We start from the raw sequence: 20,086 nt of genomic DNA, 5'->3' as shown, positions 1-20,086 counted from the left end.
ACAGTTACGTCCCCCACAGCTTTGAAAAATTGTTAAAATTTTTTGAGCCCACGCGTAATCGTTTGCCTTTCCCTACAAAGCTGCAATGTTTCTGGAGAAAGACATGCAAAAGAACACCCTCTGGTTCAATAGCCTATCCATGGAAGATGTCGACAAAGTCGGCGGTAAAAACGCTTCGCTTGGAGAAATGGTTTCAAATCTATCGAATGCTGGCGTTTCAGTACCGAATGGTTTTGCGACTACTTCTTACGCGTTTAACCAATTCCTTGACTATGAAGGTCTGGATGAACGAATCCACCAGCTGCTCGATGAACTAGACGTTGAGGATGTAGAAGCTCTGCGTAAGACAGGTGCCACCATCCGTCAATGGGTTTTAGAAGCTCCCTTCCCTGCTGATCTTGAGCAGGATATTCGAGAAAACTACCAAGAACTGATTGAAGGCAATACAGAGCTTTCAGTCGCCGTTCGATCCTCAGCAACCGCTGAAGACTTGCCGGATGCCTCATTCGCCGGCCAGCAAGAAACTTTTCTTAATGTTCAAGGCATTGATGCGGTACTTGAAGCAACGAAACACGTTTACGCGTCTCTGTTTAATGACCGCGCTATCTCCTACCGTGTGCACCAAGGTTTTGACCACCGTGGTATCTCGCTGTCTGCGGGCATCCAACGCATGGTGCGCTCAGATAAAGCCTCTTCAGGTGTTATGTTCACCTTAGACACTGAATCTGGCTTTGATCAGGTTGTGTTCATTACGTCTTCTTGGGGTCTAGGGGAGATGGTCGTTCAGGGTGCAGTAAACCCAGACGAGTTCTACGTTCACAAGCCAATGCTTGAGGCGGGTCAGCATCCGATTGTTAAGAAGACATTCGGTTCTAAACTTATCAAGATGATCTACTCGACCAACCAAGAAATTGGTAAGCAAGTCGATATCATTGATACCTCAGCACAAGAGCGTGAGCAGTTCTCTCTAAATGACGAAGAAATCAAAGAACTGGCACAACAAGCGATGATCATCGAAAAGCACTACCAGCGCCCGATGGATATCGAGTGGGCGAAAGATGGCATTGATGGCAAACTTTATATTGTTCAAGCTCGCCCAGAAACCGTATGTTCTCAAAGCGAACAGAACGTGATTGAGCGTTACGAGCTGAACAACAAAGCAGAAGTTTTGGTCGAAGGCCGTGCTATCGGTCAGCGTATCGGCTCTGGCCCCGTACGTCTGGTTGACTCGCTAGACCAAATGTCTTTGGTTCAAGATGGCGACGTGCTGGTTACTGACATGACTGACCCAGACTGGGAACCAGTAATGAAGAAGGCCTCGGCAATCGTCACCAACCGTGGTGGCCGTACTTGTCACGCAGCCATCATCGCGCGTGAGCTAGGTATTCCAGCAATCGTTGGTTGTGGCGATGCCACTTCAAAGCTGACAGACGGCGCTACCGTTACTGTCTCTTGTTCTGAAGGTGAGACAGGTTACGTTTATCAAGGTGAGCTGGACTTCGAAGTGAAGCGTTCTGCGGTTGACGAACTACCACTGCTACCAACTAAAGTGATGATGAACGTCGGTAACCCAGACCGTGCATTCGACTTCGCGCAGATTCCAAACGAAGGTGTTGGCTTGGCGCGTCTGGAATTCATCATCAACAAGATGATTGGTATTCACCCGAAAGCGCTGCTGAACTTCGACGCACAAAGTGACGAGCTAAAAGCAGAAATCACTCAACGTATCCGTGGCTATAAAAATCCTATCGATTTCTACGTCAGCAAGCTGACTGAAGGTATCGCGACTATCGCTGCGGCATTCTGGCCAAAACGCGTCATCGTTCGTATGTCTGACTTTAAGTCCAACGAGTACAGCAACCTAGTTGGTGGTAAAGGTTACGAACCGCATGAAGAAAACCCTATGCTGGGCTTCCGTGGTGCGTCACGTTATATCTCACCTGTATTTGAAGACTGTTTCGAGCTAGAAACTCAGGCGATTAAGCGTGTTCGCAATGAGATGGGTCTGAAGAACGTTGAAATCATGATCCCATTTGTGCGTACTCCGAGCGAGGCAGCATCGGTTATCGATCTTCTTGCGAAGTTCGATCTGCGCCGTGGCGATCAGGGTCTGAAAGTCATCATGATGTGTGAGCTACCATCTAATGCCGTGCTGGCAGACGAGTTCCTCAAGTACTTTGACGGTTTCTCAATCGGTTCTAACGATATGACTCAGCTAACACTGGGCCTAGACCGTGATTCAGGCGACGTGGCTCACCTGTTTGACGAACGCAACCCTGCTGTTAAAGCCATGCTGCAAATGGCTATCGATGCTGCGACTAAAGCTGGTAAATACGTCGGTATTTGTGGTCAAGGTCCATCTGACCATGATGATCTGGCTGAATGGCTAATGGAGCAAGGGATCAGTTCAGTGTCACTCAACCCCGATACTGTGATTGATACTTGGCTGAAACTTGGTCAGGTAAGCGGCAAATAAAACGGCGCGATAACTGAGTAAAAACCGCCTAGCCTGACTGGGCGGTTTTTTTATTTTCACGATTAAATCGCTGACTTTATTCTCTCAAAATGTCTATTTATCCGATTTCGACATTTTTCTCTCTACCCACTTTGATACACCTAAAAACGCTCAACGCCTTGCCCTGTCTAGCGACTCAACACTGAATTTATGAGTCCCACCTCTATTATTCAAAATAAAAATAAAGACCACACACAGTTCACGGTTGCAACATAATTTCAATCAAATTAACATCAGCAAAACAAAAATCCACCATTGAACGAAAATAGCACATTTAATCATGAATATTTAGCGGTTTTTATTGAATAGTATTGCAAAGGTATTCGAAAGACAGTAGGCTTGCGCCCGATGATTAAATGCAGATGTATAGTGAATATATATGCCAGGTGGATTGGCCTATCATATTGACTAGTAGTAACACGAGAATTGTAATGCAGAATAACGCTCAATCTATCAAACAGACGAAAGGTAAAGGCAACTTTTGGATGTTCTTTATCCCTTCTTTACTGGGTCTGTTTCTTTTCATGGCGCCGATTAGCTATGACGGTGATATCACCATTCCAGTCGCCGTACTGGCAAAATCCATCCAAGCTGTATTTGGTGATCACCTTGTAGGCATGGTCACGTCTATCATCTTGTTTATGGCGGCAACATCATTGCTATGCCGTATTAAGAACCCTGCATTTATTGCTAACAACCCATTTTTGAACAACCTGTTTAACCCAAGCCCTCTTTGGCTGGCAGTGCGTGTTATTGGTGGTCTTGCTGTTGCGATGACCTTCTTCCAAGTTGGCCCTGAAGCCGTATGGGAAGAAAATACTGGCGGCCTAGTACTAGAAGGTTTGCTGCCAACGCTATTCTCAGTATTCATCTTTGCAGGTCTACTGCTCCCACTGCTACTTAACTTTGGTTTGCTAGAGCTGTTTGGCACGCTGCTAAGTAAAGTGATGCGCCCTGTATTTAACTTACCTGGTCGTAGTGCTATCGACTGTATGGCTTCTTGGCTTGGCGATGGCTCAGTCGGTATCCTGCTGACCAGCAAGCAATACGAAAACAAATTCTACACACAGCGCGAAGCGGCTGTCGTGGGTACCACATTCTCAGCGGTATCCATCACGTTCAGCTTGGTTGTTCTTGCTCAGGTTGAACTGGAACACTTGTTCCTACCTTTCTACGGTGCAATCTGTCTGGCGGGTATTGTGGCAGCGATCATCATTCCTCGCTTGCCTCCTCTAAGCATGAAGAAAGACGCTTTCATCGATGGTACTGAACCAGCAAAAGATGCCGATGCTATTCCTGCAGGCCATACAAGCGTGTCTTGGGGTATGGAGCTGGCACTAGCGAAAGCGAGCCAAGTAAAATCATTTAAAGATGTCTTTGGTGAAGGCGTGCGTAACGCGGTAGACATGGTATTTGGCGTGCTGCCTGTAGTAATGGGCCTAGGTACGATTGCTCTAGTGATTGCTGAGTACACGTCGGTGTTTAGCTTCCTAGGTCAACCGTTCATCCCATTCCTTGAGCTATTAGGCATCCCAGAAGCGGCAGCGGCCTCTGAAACTATCGTGGTTGGTTTTGCTGATATGTTTATCCCAGCGATTCTAGCGTCGTCTATTGATAACGAAATGACACGTTTCGTTATTGCTGCTATGTCTGTCACTCAGCTGATTTACATGTCTGAAGTTGGTGCGCTGTTACTTGGCAGCCGTATCCCAGTGAACATCTTTGAACTGTTTGCCATCTTCATTCTACGTACCTTAATCACACTGCCTGTGATTGCCGGTATTGCTCATCTGATTTTCTAATCTCAGATTGCAAATCAATCTTTTTTCGAAGGCCCTTTCAGGGCCTTTGTTTTACCTGCCAACCTAGATCAGCAAAATAAAGTCTCTTACCTATACTTAAGTTAATTTGAGAGGTGGTAAAGGAGGGAGAGATGAGCCCTTTACTTTTGCACTTGCTATTGCTTACAACGCCCGCACCAACAGTCGATGCGAGCGCTTTACCTTTGAAATGTCGCCTACTCCATACTGCTGACAACTTTTGGTTTTATCGCGAGCAGATGGTGTATGAAAGCGAGCAGTTTGTGATCTTCCAAAACTTTAAAGGCCGAGTTGTCACTCAAGTGGACTTAAAAACCAATGAGTTGATCAGAACAACCTACATTGGCAAACCTTACGATCCCAAGTATCAGATCTTGCTTGGATTATGTGATAAATCCAAGCACACGGTTGAAATGTGGAAACTCAAACAAGTTCCCTACGATAATTGAGCCCTACCAATAGCGCTCAAAAGTAATATTACCGCCTGTCGCTCGACGGAATTTTTCTAACCCAAACCCTTGCAAAGTCTTGGTGGTCTCTTTGATCATTTCTGGGTTTCCGCACAGCATGACAAAACTGTTCTCCTGAGTGAGCTCTGCCTGCGCTCTTTCTTGAATTTCACGTTGATCCAACAGCTGAGGAATGCGGCCATACAAGGCATTAGGGCACTGCTCTCTTGACACGACAGGCACATAAACCAAACGCCCCTCATATTGTTCAACTAACTGCTCAATCAAGTATCGATACACTAAGTCTTTTTCATGCCTCACACCATGTACCAAAACAATCTTTTCATACCCCGGGCGAACATTAATATCATCAAGTAAAGACAAGAAAGGACCGATTCCTGTCCCCGTTGAAAGCAGCCATAAGTCTTGAGTCGGTTTAGGGATGGAGCTCAAAATTAAATCCCCGTAGGCAGTAGTTCCTACGTAGATAGAATCCCCCTCTTTCAACTGCTGCAGCTTTGGAGTCAGCTTACCTTCTGGGTTGGATACAATCAGAAATTCCAGCATATCGCTGCTGTTGAGTGGTGCGTTGACGACTGAATACGCTCGGCTGACCAATTGGCCATCATCGTCATATAGTGCAAGCTTAGTAAATTGGCCCGCTTTAAAGGTGAGAGGGGCGCCAGTAAGGCGTAAACTGAATAACTCAGGCGTCCAGTCAGTACGCTTATCGACTTTGGCGAGATTAAAACCATCGGGTGCGGTCATTGCAGATCCTCCATCAGGTTACCTCCTTAAAACCTACTCCTCTGATCTGTATAAGTAAAGACGGGTATTGACTTAGTTATTAAAGATCACATTTTGATAACATTTTCACCAAACCACTTGATTCAGCATTAGAATAAAACTCTTCTAAAAACCAATGCAAGGAACACGCATGGAATCGTTACTAAAAGGCTTTCCTGTCATCACAGAAATTCCGGTCGCTTGGGGTGAAATGGATGCTCTGCAACACGTCAATAATGTGGTTTACTTTCGCTACTTTGAAACCGCAAGACTCGACTACTTTGAGCACATCAATCTTCTCGTCAACCTAAGCCAAAGCCATATCGGCCCAGTATTGGGCGAAACAAGCTGCCGCTATAAAATGCCCATCGCCTATCCAGACACTCTGATGATAGGGTCTAAAGTCGTTGACATTCAGGAAGACAGATTCACTATGGAGTATCAGGTTGTGAGCAAGAAAGTCGGTAAAGTCAGTACCGTAGGGCGCGCCACCTGTGTGATGTTTGATTTTAAAAACAACTGCAAAGCAAACTTACCTGAGCAAATCAAACAGTCCATTTTAAATTTAGAAGCGACGGCAGAATCCTAATACACCGCTTGACCTTCCCCCTAGGGGAAGCTTTATGCTAGCCGAGTTATCGTCATTTTAGGTTACGTATGGGCTTCCCTTCGATTCGTAAATACTGGATTCTATTTATCAGCATGAACGCCATGTTGGTATCCAGTTTTGCTACTAGCGAAACCCTAATGACGTTCGAAATGCTCAGCGATTCCGGTAGCAAGCAGGTTCACTGTGGCATGGCAATGAACATGAGCTCAGCGCTGACAGATTCTTCAATTCCATCAGACCATTGTGAAACCAGCGAAGAGATGGTTCATAACTGTTGTAGCGTGATGTGTGCAACGGTTTTCGCCCCCATTCCCCGAATTGATAAACCTCTACTAATCTCAACTCAGTTGGCTCTGATCCATTCAGATGTCCAAGGTCAGGTCATTACCCGTTTAAGTTCACTCTATCGCCCTCCGATAGCGTAATCCGTTCTCTATTATCGACTCCCAGCCTATTGCTTTGGGAGATGGTTTTTCGTGCCTGTCAGGCACTCGGAAACGGACAATAAAGTGAAAATCAAATCAAGGATTATGGCGCTTTCTGTCAGCGCCGCGGTCTGGTTTGCGCCTGTATCAGCAAGCAACTTGCAAGAGCAGACTCACCAGCCGCAAGCCGTGCTATCACAATTGATCAGCATGGCACTCAACAACGACAGCAATCGAAAGCAATATTTTGCTCAGTCACAAGCTTTGCGCGAGACCGGCGTTGCCAATGCCACGCTAATAGACCCCAAAATCAAAGTTGGCTTCGGTGGCCTACCTGTCGACAGCTTCAAATTCGACGAAGATCCGATGACGAACATTTCCGTCGGATTGATGCAACAATTTGAGCGTGGCTCAACACTGGAGTTACAACAAAAGAAAAGCAATCAACAAGCGGATGGCGTCGGTTTACAAATTGATGCCCGAGAATTGGATGTCATTAACAGCATGACCCAACTCTGGCTTGAACTGGGTTATCAGCAGCAGGCGAAAACCATCATGCTGGAAAACCGTCGTTTGCTTAAAGAAATGGAAAACTTCATTCAGACCAACTATTCGATTGGTAAAAGTGAAGCTCAGGATCTGCTCAATGCTCAGCTTCAAGTAAGCAAACTGGATGAGAAGCTTCAGGCTAATCAGCAGATGCAACAGCGCTTGATGGCCCAGCTTTCAGAATGGTTGGGAGCAAATTGGTCTGAACAGATTCAAAACATCAGCGCATCCAATCAGCTTAACTGGGCCAAGCTCGACCAACAGCTGAACGAGAACCTAGCAAACTCCGAGTATTACCAGCAGCTCAGCCTGCACCCAATGGTACAAATGGCCAGCCAAACTATATCCACTTCCGAAACTCAGGTTGAAATTGCACAGCAGGCTTACCAACCTCAGTTTGGCGTTGAAGTCATGTACGCCTACCGTCAGGCCAACGGCATGATGGGAGAACCTGCATCAGACCTAGTTAGTGCCTATCTAACCATGGACATTCCTCTGTTCACGGGAAATCGTCAGGACAGAAATCTCGCTGCGGCCCAATATCAGGTCGGCGCAGCCAAGTCCCAGAAAGACACCTTACTGGCTCAGATGAATGCCAAAGTCAACGCCTTGCTTGTCGACCGAACCAATTTAGCCCAACGACTAGAACGGTATCAGTCCATCCTTCTTCCTCAGGCCAACGCACGAATTCGCGCGGTTGAGCGAGGTTATCAGAACAACACGTCTCAGTTTAACGATGTCATTACGGCCTCTGCCGATGAACTTGCTCTGCAACTTGAACAGCAACGTCTGATTGCAGATTTAAACATTGTGAACAGCAACTTAGCTGCCCTACTGGACGGTTTTGATTATCAAGTTGAGCCCGTCACTTTGGCTCAAGGCGAACAAGAATAAGGTATCTGACATGAAAACATTACAAATCGCTGCTATCGCTCTGTTGGTAGGAGGCGCGCTGGGCTATTCCGCTAATCATTTCCTAGCCGGATCTAGCATGGGAATGGACGCCAAGGCGGAGTCTGGTTCTTCTGATTCTGCAGAACCTCTCTACTGGGTTGCTCCGATGGACCCGAACTACAAGCGAGATAAGCCCGGTAAGTCACCAATGGGCATGGACTTAATTCCAGTTTACGCCGAAGACATGGCGGGAGAACAAGATAAGCCCGGAACCATTACGATTGATCCTTCGGTAGAAAACAACCTCGGCGTCAAGTCCGAACCCGTAACCCTAGAACCTCTCTCGCCTCGCATTGAAACGGTCGGTTACATCGCGTTTGATGAAAGCCAACTGTGGCAAACCAACGTACGCGTCGCGGGTTGGGTTGAAAAGCTGTTCATCAATGCGATTGGTGAGAAAGTCAACAAGGGCGATGTGCTGTTTACGCTCTATTCACCTGAGTTGGTGAAAGCACAGGAGGAATTGCTCAATGCCTCTCGAACAGGCCGAACCGGCTTAGTCAAAGGTGCCACTGAACGACTCGTGACACTAGGTGTAGACCGTGCACAGATTAAAGCGATTCTAAAACGCGGTAAAGCGTCACAAACCATTGAAATAAAGGCACCAGCTAACGGTGTGATTGCAAGTTTGAGCATTCGCGAAGGGGGGTATTTGTCACCCGCGCAAGCAGTGATCAGCGCAGGCCCACTGAACAATGTTTGGGTAGACGCAGAAGTGTTCGAACGTCAGGCGCAATGGATTAAAGCTGGCAGTGAAGCCTCGATGACATTGGATGCCATTCCGGGCAACGAATGGCAGGGTAAGGTCGACTACGTCTACCCGATTCTTGATCCTAATACTCGTACTCTGCGCGTCAGACTTAAATTCCCTAACCCAGATGGCGAGCTCAAGCCCAATATGTTCGCCAACATTGCTCTTCAACCTGTCAGTGAAGAGTCGGTACTGACTATTCCTAAATCTGCGGTAATACGCTCAGGCGGCATGGCTCGCATCGTTCTGGCAGAAGGCCAAGGAAAATACCGCTCTGCTCGCATTGAAACAGGCCGCGAAGCCGGAGATCGGGTTGAAGTTTTGCAGGGCTTAACCCAAGACGATCAAGTGGTGACTTCCGCGCACTTTATGCTCGATTCTGAATCGAGCCAGTCTGCCGACCTTGCGCGCATTAATGGTGTTGAGCCAGATGAGGAGACCGTTTGGGCTAAGGGAGAGATCACCGATGTTATGGCTGATCATGGCATGTTGACGATCAACCACCAGCCGGTACCTGAATGGGATTGGCCGGGCATGGTCATGAATTTTACTCTCGCTAAAGACGTCGATGCGAGTGCATTCACAACAGGTCAAAGCATAGAGTTTGAAATGCAAAAAGCCGAGTCTGGACAGTACGAAATTGTCGACTACCAAGTGGATGACTCTGTTGTTGCTGGCGAGCTTTGGTTGCAAGGCGATATTTCTATGCTGATGGCCGACTTTGGCATGATCACCTTAAACCACCTCCCTGTAGCAGAGTGGAACTGGCAGGCCGGTGAGATGAACTTCTCGGTTGGCGATGAAGTGGATCTATCGGGTTTTGAGGAAGGTCAGCGCGTTCGATTTCTAGTTGAACGACAAGGTGCAGATTACCTGCTCAAGCAATTGGCAACGGATGAGGGCTAACGATGATCAATGCAATTATCCGTTGGTCAATCAGTAATAGACTCCTAGTATTGATTGCCACCTTAGCTATTGTTTTGGCTGGTCTTTACAGTGTAAAGAATACGCCTGTAGACGCAATTCCTGACTTATCGGATGTTCAGGTTATCATCAAAACCAGCTATCCGGGCCAAGCACCTCAGGTGGTCGAAGATCAGGTCACTTACCCATTAACCACTGCCATGTTGGCTGTACCCGGTGCAGAAACCGTCAGGGGATACTCTTTCTTTGGGGACTCCTATGTCTACATCATCTTTAATGATGACACTGATATGTACTGGGCCCGCTCGCGCGTGCTGGAGTATCTCAGCCAAGTTGCACCAAAGCTGCCATCCAATGCCAAACCAACGCTGGGGCCCGATGCTACCGGGGTTGGCTGGGTTTACAGCTATGTTCTTCAGGATAAAACCGGACAACACGATTTAGCCGAGTTACGCAGCTTGCAGGATTGGTTTCTCAAATACGAACTGCAAACCGTTGATGGGGTATCGGAAGTCGCCACTGTAGGTGGTATGGTCAAGCAATATCAGGTCCAGATTGACCCCGCCAAACTGCGTGCTTACAACCTGACATTACAACAGGTAAACAACGCGATTCAAAACGGCAATCAGGAGACAGGTGCCTCCGTGATTGAGGTCGCCGAAGCTGAACACATGGTGCGCACCACAGGTTACCTGACTAGCATCGAAGATATCCGCTCACTACCACTCAAAGTAACCGAAAAAGGCACCCCACTTCTGCTGGGTGATGTCGCAGATATTAACCTTGGCCCACAAATGCGTCGTGCCATTTCTGAGCTCAACGGTGAAGGTGAAGCCGTTGGTGGCGTGATTGTGATGCGCTTCGGTGAGAATGCCAGTGAAGTGATCGCCAAAACCAAAGCCAAACTGACCGAGCTGCAACGCAGCTTGCCTGACGGCGTCGAAATCGTCCCGACATATGACCGCTCTACGTTGATCGACTCTGCGGTAGAAAACTTATGGAAGAAACTGGCTGAAGAGTTCATCGTGGTTGCGATTGTCTGTGCTTTGTTCCTGTTCCATATCCGTTCATCTCTGGTTATCGCCTTGAGCCTACCAGTGGGTATTCTGACTGCGTTTGTGATCATGCACTGGCAAGGAATTAACGCCAACATCATGTCATTGGGTGGTATTGCCATCGCCATTGGAGCCATGGTCGATGGCGCAATCGTGATGATAGAAAACGTTCACAAGCACATTGAACGCACTCCACTCACCGATAAAAACCGCTGGCAAGTCATTGGCAAGGCCGCTGAAGAAGTCGGCGCACCGCTGTTCTTTTCTCTGCTGATCATCACGTTGAGCTTTGTTCCTGTGTTTGCTTTAGAAGGTCAGGAAGGCAAAATGTTTTCGCCACTGGCATTTACCAAAACCTACGCCATGGCAGCGTCTGCTGGCTTAGCGATTACGCTAGTGCCTGTTCTGATGGGCTATTTTATTCGTGGCAAAGTGCTCCCAGAACACAAAAACCCAGTCAACAAAGGGTTAGTCTCGCTTTACAAACCCTTACTCAACCTGAGCCTGAACTACCCTAAAACCATGATCGTCATTGCGATGGGACTTATGGCATCGGCTTACTACCCAACCAGTAAGCTTGGCAGCGAATTCATTCCTCCACTCGATGAGGGTGATTTGATGTACATGCCGACCACCTATCCGGGCATCTCGATTGGTAAAGCACGTGAGCTGTTACAGCAGACCAATAAGCTGATTAAGAGCATCCCTGAGGTTGAGACGGTATGGGGGAAAATCGGACGCGCCGAAACCGCAACCGACCCAGCACCATTGACCATGATTGAAACCGTCATACAGCTGAAACCTCGCCAGCAATGGCGTGAAGGTGTAACCACCGAATCGCTGCGCAAAGAGTTTGACGATCTAGTGCAGTTCCCCGGGCTAACCAATGCGTGGGTCATGCCAATCAAAACCCGCATCGACATGCTGGCAACTGGCATTAAAACGCCTATTGGGATCAAAATCGCAGGCCCCGACCTTAACGTCATTGAACAGATCGGTGCTGAACTGGAGCCTATTCTAAATCAGGTCAATGGTACGGCTTCTGTTTATGCTGAGCGTGTCGCAGGTGGACGCTACGTCACTATCGATATTAAGCGTCGCTCTGCCGCTCGCTATGGCCTCAATATAAAAGATGTGCAACGCGTGATTTCCACTGCGGTGGGAGGCATGAACGTTGGGGAAACCATAGAAGGGCTGGAACGCTATCCGATTAATGTTCGATACCCGCAGGACTACCGTGATTCAGTGGTGAAACTACAGAACCTACCTCTGGTTACTCCAAATGGCGCTCGTATCGCACTGGCTGATGTTGCTGATATTCGTTACGAAGACGGCCCACCGATGATCAAAACAGAAAACGCTCGCCCTAATGGCTGGGTATTCGTTGATATCGATGGACGAGATCTCGGTTCGTACGTTGCCGAAGCACAACAAGTCGTAGCTGATCAGCTCAATCTGCCCGCTGGCTATTCTCTGGCTTGGTCAGGTCAGTATGAATATATGGAACGCGCGAAAGAGCGCTTAAGTGTCGTGGTACCGATTACGCTGGCGATCATTATGCTGCTGCTTTACTTCAGCTTCCGTCGCATTGGCGAAGTGCTGATCATCATGATGACTCTCCCTCTCGCCATGGTGGGTGGCTTATGGCTGATGCATTACCTCGGCTATAACTTCTCGATTGCCGTTGGGGTCGGCTTTATTGCCCTCGCGGGTGTCGCCGTCGAAATTGGCGTCATCATGCTGGTGTATCTCAACCAAGCCTGGCACTACAAAAAGCTGGATGCCCAAGAGCAGAATCACGCCATTACTTCCGATGATCTGTCGATGGCGATACGAGACGGCGCAGGTCTCAGAGTTCGACCTGTGATGATGACAGTTCTGACCGTCATCATTGGTCTTGTACCGATCATGTACGGCGAAGGTACGGGCTCTGAAGTCATGCAACGAATCGCCGCCCCTATGATTGGTGGAATGGCATCGGCGCTGCTACTCACGCTTCTGGTACTACCGGCCATTTTCAAATTGTGGAAACAAAGAGAAATCTCACGTCACTCATAACCATAGAACCATGTCCCCGTAGCTCAGCGCTTCGGGGCACCCTACTACTTAAGGAAACAATGATGAAAAAAACAATTCTGGCACTTGCACTCACTTTGGCTAGCACTCAAATTCTCGCTCAAATGGATCACTCATCCATGGATCATTCCAAAATGAATATGGAAGGTATGGACCATTCGAAAATGATGGGCGATATGAAAGGGATGGACCATTCACAAATGAATATGGACGAGATGTCCGATGTCGGTATGCCTGCCAAAGGAGCTAAACCGGACAAAGTGGTCCACGTGATCCTAGACGATGATATGAGCATTACATTCAAAAAAGAGGTGGATATAGAACCGAATGACGTAGTTCAGTTTGTGGTCATGAACAAAGGGAAAATCGACCATGAGTTTTCAATAGGCTCAGCACAAGAGCAACTCAAGCACCGTGAGATGATGAAGAAAATGGGCAACCACGCTCATGATTCTGGTAGTACAGTGACGGTTGCTCCGGGCAAAGCCAAGCAGTTACTGTGGCATTTCCATGGTGATAACAACGTCGAGTTTGCCTGTAACATTCCAGGCCACGCAGAAGCTGGCATGGTCAAATCAGCAGTATTGTAACGCACCCCAGCCTGCCAGCTGTTGCTGGCAGGCCGTATGATGTCAGTCAAAGTGCTTCATCGGATATAAAGTACTGATTTTAACAGCCGCCATTAATTCCCACACCTGGTTTTTAATCGAGTTGGTTTAAAATGAAGGCCAAAACCAAGAAAAAAGCCACGTATCTTAGACACGTGGCAAAACAAAAAGTGAATGGCAGTGGATTATTCGCTTTTTGCGTTTTATAGCCCCCAAAGTCAGGAGCTAATACGTAAAGTTTAGACGAAATAGTGCAACTATCTATTCACACGGTTTAATATCAATACTTTTCAAACTCGCCGTTGTTGTAGTCGCTGATCGCCTGTTCAATTTCTTGCATGCTGTTCATCACGAACGGGCCATAGTGCACCACAGGTTCATCGATCGGTTCCCCTTGGAAAATCAGCACGCCGCTGGTTTCCATTGCCGCCAGTTCAGCCGCCTCACCCGCAGACAAAAGCGCCATTTCGCCTTGCTGCACTTTGCGTTCTTTCACACTAATTGCACCCTGATAAACATAAAGCATCATGTTAAATTTCTGCGGCGTGATTAACTTAATCTTGTGGTGAGTTTCAGAACGCCAGTCTGAAACTGATAACAGCACTCCGGTTTTGTTTAACGGTCCTTGTTCTAAATGGCCATCGATCGACACCTCACCTGCCAATACCCGCAGCAAGCCATGACTATCATTATGATATTCTGTGACAGTTTCAGGTTGGAAATCATAGTACTGAGCAGGTTTCATCTTGTCGCGCGCAGGCTGGTTTATCCAAATTTGGAATCCATGCAAATCGCCATCCTGCATGATAGGCATTTCACTATGAATCACACCTCGTCCAGCCGCCATCCATTGAGCGCCACCAGAACGTAATTCGCCGACATTGCCCATATGATCTTTATGTTGGAAATGCCCTTTCAACATGTAAGTCAAGGTTTCAATGCCTCGATGAGGGTGAGGAGGAAAGCCACCAATGTAATCGGAACGTTGATCAGACTTAAGCTCATCCATCATCAAAAATGGTGAAAAGTTGGCGTTATTAAATCCCGCAACGCGGCTAATTTTGACTCCGTCACCATCAGATGTGGCGTGGGCTGAAATGATTTGACGGATTTCTCGAAGCTGGCTCATTGTTTTTCTCCTCAAGAGTGATAAGTACAGTCTATCTTCCTCTGGTCGAAACTTGAGCTTAAGGATTCGAGCTAGTTATTCAAAATATTTGAACAGCGATAACATCTCATCCAGTTGAAGCTTCCCCCTTTGTCGCTCCGATTTGACCTGATAGGATTGGTTATCCGCTTCAGCCGGAGTAAAGTAGCCTACTTCACAAAAGGAAATAATAATGAACGCTCAAGCATTTATCGACGCAGGACTGCATTACATCCCCCACTCATTCACTGTGCCATTAGATTACTCTGCCCCGGAGAAAGGACATCTCGATATCTTTGCTCGTGAAGTGTCTCTCGTTGCAGACAAGAATTCGTCTAAACCATGGCTAGTTTATTTTCAGGGAGGGCCTGGGTTTCCATCACCACGCCAAAACGGCAATAACGGGTGGATAAAGCGCGCGTTGCAAAACTATCGCGTGTTGTTGCTTGACCAACGTGGCACTGGTAACAGCTCGGTTGTTAATCATCAAACATTGGCCCATTTACAGCCACAACTGCAGGCAGAGTATCTGAGCCATTTCCGCGCCGACAACATAGTGCGAGATGCGGAATTCATCCGTGAGCAGTTCGGTGTCGATAAATGGGCAATCCTAGGCCAGAGCTTTGGTGGTTTCTGCTCTCTGACTTATCTGTCTCTGTTCCCAGAGAGCTTGTCGAGAAGCTACATCACTGGTGGCGTACCCTCTGTTTCCCTTCACCCAGACGATGTCTATCGTGCGACGTTTAAGCGCACGATGGAAAAGAACCAAGCCTTTTTCAGCCAGTTTCCTAAAGCACAGCAATTATGTCAGCAAATTGCCAATCATATTCTGCACAACGAAGTGTACCTGCCCAATGGCCAGCGTTTAACCGTTGAGCAGTTCCAACAGGTTGGGATTAACTTTGGCGTTAGTGATACATTCCTACCTACGTATTATTTACTTGAAAATGCCTTGATCACCGTAGAAGGGAAACCTCAACTACGCTATGAATTCCTCAATAGTATGCTCATGGAGCAGAATTTCCAGACCAATCCAATTTATGCCATTTTGCATGAGTCCATCTACTGTCAGGGATTCGCCTCACAATGGAGTGCACATCGCATCCGTCAAGAAAACGCAGCGTTCAATTATCAGCAAGGGCAAGACTTTTACTTTACTGGGGAAATGGTATTCCCATGGATGTTCGACCAATATGTAACGCTAAAACCACTCAAACAAGCCGCTGAGTTGTTGGCCGAAAAGAAGGACTGGTCACCGCTGTACTGTGAAACTCAACTTTCACAAAATAAAGTCCCTGTGAGCTGTGCGGTTTACGCCGATGATATGTTTGTTGAGATGGATATCAGCCGCGAAACATTGTCAATGATGCCTAATGCCAAAGCATGGATTACCAATGAATACGAGCACAACGGATTGAGAGCCGACGGCGAGCGTATTTTCGACAAACTGTTCGAGATGGGCGAACAAACTGCCGCCAATCTGTCATTGATATAATGAAATCAAGGCGAACACCGAGATCAATGGTTGGTGTTCGCCCTATCAAATCGTATAATTTCCTTATTAGTCTGTTATTGCTGGATTCAGAACATGTCTTCAAAGTTTATTGAACGAGCCTGGTCTCATCCTTGTGTCACTATGGAAGAAAAACTCGTCTTACTCGCTCTGGCAGAATTGTCCGATCGAAGTGGCGCGGTGATTACCACCATGGCAGAGCTACAAGAAATGACCAATGGTTCTGAATCCACGATTGATCATGTCCTTGGTAAACTGGCGGTTGAGCAAGCCATTATTTCCTTGAGCAAGACATACACCCGTAAGCAAGGCAATATTAAGTGCAAAGTGAATGTAGGTAACCAGCATTCTATTCCGGTGTATGCTACTTCAGAACCGATTGCCAAGGTGCCGCAATTCCACAAGACTCAAGTCAAACCACTCAATCCCTCTGGTGCAAAGGGTAAAACGATTAACGTTGAAGAGCTGTCACCGAATGTCATTGAGTCTTGGGCGGAGGTCATTATGTTCCGTAGTGGGTTCGCCAATCAAACCAACGTTTGGGCAAGTTTCGTAGAGAAAGTTCAAGCCATTGGTCAGCCGTTGATGAACCAAGACGATCTGAACAGTCGTCTTCACGCACACCTGCATACAGAAAAAAGTTATGGGCAAGGCAAAGGTTTCAGTAATAAAAAGCCAGCAGCGACGAAAATGTCCCCCAACCAAGCCTTCAAGAAAAAGATGGCAAACTTCAACTTTGATTTTGACGATTAGGTAAAAGATGAAAGATATCAACGAGATCGCCTCTTCTTGGAAGCAAAAAAGTCAGGACAAGCCTGTTCAGAAAACTCAATCAGTGACCAAACAGACTCCCCCTACGGTGCAACAGACTCAAAAGCCTGCGACTCCTGCGGCGATTTCAAACGCAATAATCAATAGCGAGTTTAATCAGGAGTTGAAGGATGTACTGCGCCCTTATTCCGTAGAACAACGTAAGCACATCATGGCCTTCTTCGGCAAAATGCAGGAGAACTTCTCAACCCAATTCACCCACATGTATGGGTCAGAACCAGATGATGAATTTGCCGCTTTCGCATCAGAACTTTCAATGGATGATGTTGAGCGCATCGTTCACCATCTGCGTGAACGTCTGGTAGCAGGTAAAGAGTGGCCACCCGCACTCGCTTTGCTCTCGATGTTAAAAGATTTACCACTCAACAATGAAATTCTTGAAGCCCGCCATCGCATCTTAATTAAGAAGGATCCGCAAACTCGCGTTGAAAAGTATATCTTCAACCGTAAAAACAGCTACCTAAAATCACTGTCTGAGAAAAATCTCGCCGAGGAATTTAAAGTGCTGTACATCAACGCTTATCAAGAAGTACAAAACAACCTCGATCAGACACTTGATCAACGAGAAAAAGACGTAGAACAGAGTGTCCTTAAAGTAGAACCGACTGACACTGATCGTGAGATTGAGCGTCGTATGGCTCAAGGAATACGGCCTAGTGGAAAAATCGGCAGTATGCTTTCTCGTATTGACAAGCTACGTGGTGCTGTGAAAGCGACCCCTCAACCAGACACAGACCATAGCGTATGGGAAGACGTCACCGAGCCAACAAAACCAGCTAAGCGAGAACAAATCGATCGTGAACAGCAAGCCTTAATGGAACAAATTCTGCGAGAAACAAACGGCGACGATGAGAACCTTTAATATTCTAAAAAAAGAGCGAGATTTCTTTCTCGCTTCTACAGGGCGTTCCCATTGTAAAATCATCATCGACGATTACAGTCGCGACTTGCCGCTCGGTGAAGTCGAGTTGCACGTTGAAGAAGTCTCGAACAAATACAAATACTACTCCAACGAAGCCATCTTTAAACTCACGCTGCCCCTTGAAGAGCAAAATAATATCGACATTTGTACACTCAGCAGTGGTCGTAAAAATCAGTTTCTTTACAAGAAATGCCTGAGATTAGGCGGAAAGTGGGAAAGCATTCTCGGTCAATGGGTGTTTTCCGCGTCTGTTGAAGACAAAGTACGTGAGCTGGAAAGCATCATTCGCTCTGAAGAGCAATACTTCGAAGTGACCTTCAAAGAAACCGTTACTCTGACCAACCAAGACCTGACTCTGTTTGGCTACCCCGTCGTATTCTCTTCCTCTCGTGCATCCGTGCAAACCATGAAAGGCATCAGATTACATTGCGGTGATATCGCCGTAATGGGCAACAAAACCGTAATAGTCGCAGGCACAAAGATCCGCCTATTTGTGCCATTAGCAATAAAAGACAATCCTGACTTTCGTGAAGACTTCCTCTGTGTGACAGAAGTTGAGAAAAAGCGTAAACCAAACAAAAAGACGAGCTATTCTTGGGAATAATGTCAATGCTTCCCTCGGCGAATCGTTCAGTGAGGGAAGCATTCGGCGATCATGCCATAGAGTGTAGGCCGATCATATTCCCTTCCGTATCGGATACGATAGCGATAAAGCCATGCGGGCCAATAGAAAATTTCGAATGTTCAACCTTTCCCCCAGCCTCCGCCACTCTCGCCTCTTCAACACTGCAGTCCTGACATGAAAAATACACCATGGTACTGTTACCTCCTGCGGAAACGCCCTCCATCTTGGCTAAAGCGCCTGTAGCACCGTACTGCTCCATCGATGCTGGGAATAGCCACATTTCCACCCCCATCTTGGCTTCATCATTCATCTGCTCTAGAGACACCTCAAAAACCGTTTGATAAAAGGCCTTTGCTCGTTCCATATCATCAACATAAATTTCAAACCAACCAACCGGATTTGTTTGCATAACCTGTTCTCCTTGTGTATTACCCAATCAGTTAAAAGTAGACTTTTTTCACATCATTTCAAAATGAGTTTTGAGGTCAAAGATAAGCTGGGTTGATAGACAAACCGCGCGTCACCTTGTTCCTGCGAATCAAGGAAACTGGCCACTTGTTGAGCGTATTTATGGCTATTGGCTCCTTCGGCCACAAACCGAGCATCAACAGCATCAGGGTTAGCGTTTACTTCTACACACTCACTGTCAGCGCCAGTAGGACAAATCCTGACGTCATGAGCAGCGAGTGTGGAAATTAAGGTGAGGAACAGTTGCTCATCAAAGTCACCGCTGGCACTAAAGTCCAAGTAAATATCCGTACAGTCGGATAAATCGCGCAGAGCAGCAGAAAGCAAAGATAACAACTCGTGGCTAGACAACGCAGCTATCGTTTCAAATCCGATCCGTCCTACGCCATTGCGCTTTACCCAAAACACTGTACCGGTTGTCGAATTCAGCTGACTGGTCGTTTCATCATTAATTTGCAACTCAAAAAGTTCTGTATCTAACTCGCTGATCATATGAGTCACCAGCCCCTGCCATTCCTCATCAGAGTTAACACGGTCAGCTTCCACTAGGTAAGGTTGATAGAGTTGCTGCCACTTATCTTCAACCGCTGAATATCGGCTTGTGTCTTGAGCGAATGTTTTCCACATCAACTCGTAGTCATCACTGTAACCGAGGCTGCTTCGGACCGTTGCGACTTGAGCACTTTGTGTCAACACCACTTTCACACTATCTGTATTCGTCCTTCCCCCGCTATCTTTTACATACAGCTCAAAGGTGTAAGTGCCTGTTTGTGTTGGGTTGATTAAGGTCGCAGTTAAACTATCAGAATTCAAAATAGCTAACTGCACTGGCCCTGATGTTTGTGTCCACTTTGTTTCTTTAATGCTGTAGACGTTTTTCGGGTAGGTTTTTGCAGAGCCACTGAGTGAAATCGTATTTTGTGGTAGGTTGTAAACCTTATCACTGCCTGCATCAACTGTAGGTTTGGTATATTTTTCTGCATCGCTGGCATCACTATCACACCCGGACAAGATAACCAAAGCGCACAATAATAGAAACTTAACTAGATTAGACATGC

At 46.9% G+C, this 20,086-nt stretch carries 17 protein-coding genes; 13 read left to right on the top strand and 4 right to left on the bottom strand.

The window, feature by feature from the left end:
• The first annotated feature begins 103 nt into the window (after positions 1-103).
• The 3 genes from ppsA to L1D15_RS01015 all read left to right on the top strand — a co-directional run bounded on the left by ppsA (position 104) and on the right by L1D15_RS01015 (position 4,784).
• The gene (gene ppsA / locus L1D15_RS01025) at positions 104-2,476 is read left to right on the top strand and encodes a phosphoenolpyruvate synthase (RefSeq protein ID WP_239874380.1); all 2,373 of its coding nucleotides are present in this window, start codon (positions 104-106) and stop codon (positions 2,474-2,476) included.
• A 470-nt stretch (positions 2,477-2,946) separates the two neighbouring features.
• Positions 2,947-4,317, top strand: coding sequence for a YjiH family protein (locus L1D15_RS01020; RefSeq protein ID WP_239874379.1), 1,371 nt, complete (start codon positions 2,947-2,949; stop codon positions 4,315-4,317).
• A gap of 131 nt (positions 4,318-4,448) precedes the next feature.
• The gene (locus tag L1D15_RS01015) at positions 4,449-4,784 is read left to right on the top strand and encodes a hypothetical protein (protein WP_239874378.1); all 336 of its coding nucleotides are present in this window, start codon (positions 4,449-4,451) and stop codon (positions 4,782-4,784) included.
• A 3-nt stretch (positions 4,785-4,787) separates the two neighbouring features.
• Here the strand turns inward: L1D15_RS01015 and L1D15_RS01010 are convergent, their stop codons facing one another.
• A complete protein-coding gene (locus L1D15_RS01010) occupies positions 4,788-5,552 on the bottom strand; it encodes a ferredoxin--NADP reductase (RefSeq protein ID WP_239874377.1) in 765 nt (254 codons plus the stop codon).
• A 169-nt stretch (positions 5,553-5,721) separates the two neighbouring features.
• On the opposite strand from L1D15_RS01010, the gene L1D15_RS01005 reads away from it, so the two are divergent.
• The 6 genes from L1D15_RS01005 to L1D15_RS00980 all read left to right on the top strand — a co-directional run bounded on the left by L1D15_RS01005 (position 5,722) and on the right by L1D15_RS00980 (position 13,504).
• Positions 5,722-6,159 (top strand): acyl-CoA thioesterase, encoded by a 438-nt coding sequence (locus L1D15_RS01005; RefSeq protein ID WP_239874376.1) that lies wholly within the window; start codon positions 5,722-5,724, stop codon positions 6,157-6,159.
• A gap of 68 nt (positions 6,160-6,227) precedes the next feature.
• On the top strand, positions 6,228-6,605 hold the full coding sequence (locus L1D15_RS01000; protein ID WP_239874375.1) for a hypothetical protein: 378 nt from the start codon (positions 6,228-6,230) through the stop codon (positions 6,603-6,605).
• A 51-nt stretch (positions 6,606-6,656) separates the two neighbouring features.
• On the top strand, positions 6,657-8,048 hold the full coding sequence (locus tag L1D15_RS00995; RefSeq protein WP_239874374.1) for a TolC family protein: 1,392 nt from the start codon (positions 6,657-6,659) through the stop codon (positions 8,046-8,048).
• Positions 8,049-8,058: 10 nt separating this feature from the next.
• Entirely contained in the window at positions 8,059-9,765 is a 1,707-nt protein-coding gene (locus tag L1D15_RS00990; protein WP_239874373.1) for an efflux RND transporter periplasmic adaptor subunit, read from the top strand.
• Between the two features lie 2 nt (positions 9,766-9,767).
• Positions 9,768-12,896 carry an efflux RND transporter permease subunit gene (locus tag L1D15_RS00985; protein ID WP_239874372.1) on the top strand — a complete coding sequence of 1,043 codons (3,129 nt, stop codon included), beginning with the start codon at positions 9,768-9,770 and terminating at the stop codon, positions 12,894-12,896.
• Between the two features lie 62 nt (positions 12,897-12,958).
• A complete protein-coding gene (locus tag L1D15_RS00980; RefSeq protein ID WP_019275418.1) occupies positions 12,959-13,504 on the top strand; it encodes a cupredoxin family protein in 546 nt (181 codons plus the stop codon).
• 298 nt (positions 13,505-13,802) lie between these two features.
• Here L1D15_RS00980 and L1D15_RS00975 read toward each other — a convergent pair whose 3' ends face one another.
• A complete protein-coding gene (locus tag L1D15_RS00975) occupies positions 13,803-14,651 on the bottom strand; it encodes a pirin family protein (protein ID WP_239874371.1) in 849 nt (282 codons plus the stop codon).
• A 211-nt stretch (positions 14,652-14,862) separates the two neighbouring features.
• Between L1D15_RS00975 and L1D15_RS00970 the strand changes: the two genes are divergently transcribed.
• From L1D15_RS00970 to L1D15_RS00955, 4 genes are all read left to right on the top strand, one after another.
• Entirely contained in the window at positions 14,863-16,164 is a 1,302-nt protein-coding gene (locus L1D15_RS00970; protein WP_239874370.1) for an alpha/beta fold hydrolase, read from the top strand.
• 93 nt (positions 16,165-16,257) lie between these two features.
• Positions 16,258-16,935, top strand: a complete 678-nt coding sequence (locus L1D15_RS00965) for a hypothetical protein (RefSeq protein WP_239835537.1) — start codon at positions 16,258-16,260, stop codon at positions 16,933-16,935.
• A gap of 7 nt (positions 16,936-16,942) precedes the next feature.
• Positions 16,943-17,875 (top strand): hypothetical protein, encoded by a 933-nt coding sequence (locus L1D15_RS00960; RefSeq protein ID WP_239874369.1) that lies wholly within the window; start codon positions 16,943-16,945, stop codon positions 17,873-17,875.
• Positions 17,862-18,539 (top strand): hypothetical protein, encoded by a 678-nt coding sequence (locus tag L1D15_RS00955; protein ID WP_239874368.1) that lies wholly within the window; start codon positions 17,862-17,864, stop codon positions 18,537-18,539. Before L1D15_RS00960 ends, L1D15_RS00955 begins: the two co-directional genes overlap by 14 nt.
• Before the next feature lie 49 nt (positions 18,540-18,588).
• On the opposite strand, the gene L1D15_RS00950 is transcribed toward L1D15_RS00955, so the two are convergent.
• Together L1D15_RS00950 and L1D15_RS00945 are read right to left on the bottom strand one after the other, a co-directional pair.
• On the bottom strand, positions 18,589-18,969 hold the full coding sequence (locus tag L1D15_RS00950) for a VOC family protein (RefSeq protein WP_239864633.1): 381 nt from the start codon (positions 18,967-18,969) through the stop codon (positions 18,589-18,591).
• Between the two features lie 53 nt (positions 18,970-19,022).
• The gene (locus L1D15_RS00945) at positions 19,023-20,084 is read right to left on the bottom strand and encodes a hypothetical protein (protein ID WP_239874367.1); all 1,062 of its coding nucleotides are present in this window, start codon (positions 20,082-20,084) and stop codon (positions 19,023-19,025) included.
• Positions 20,085-20,086: the final 2 nt, after the last annotated feature.

Source organism: Vibrio sp. Isolate25, assembly GCF_022398025.1.
In the GTDB taxonomy this organism is placed as follows: Bacteria; Pseudomonadota; Gammaproteobacteria; order Enterobacterales; family Vibrionaceae; genus Vibrio; species Vibrio coralliilyticus_A.
Note: the sequence above shows the minus strand (reverse complement) of the source record. Positions and strands in the feature narration are given on the sequence as shown.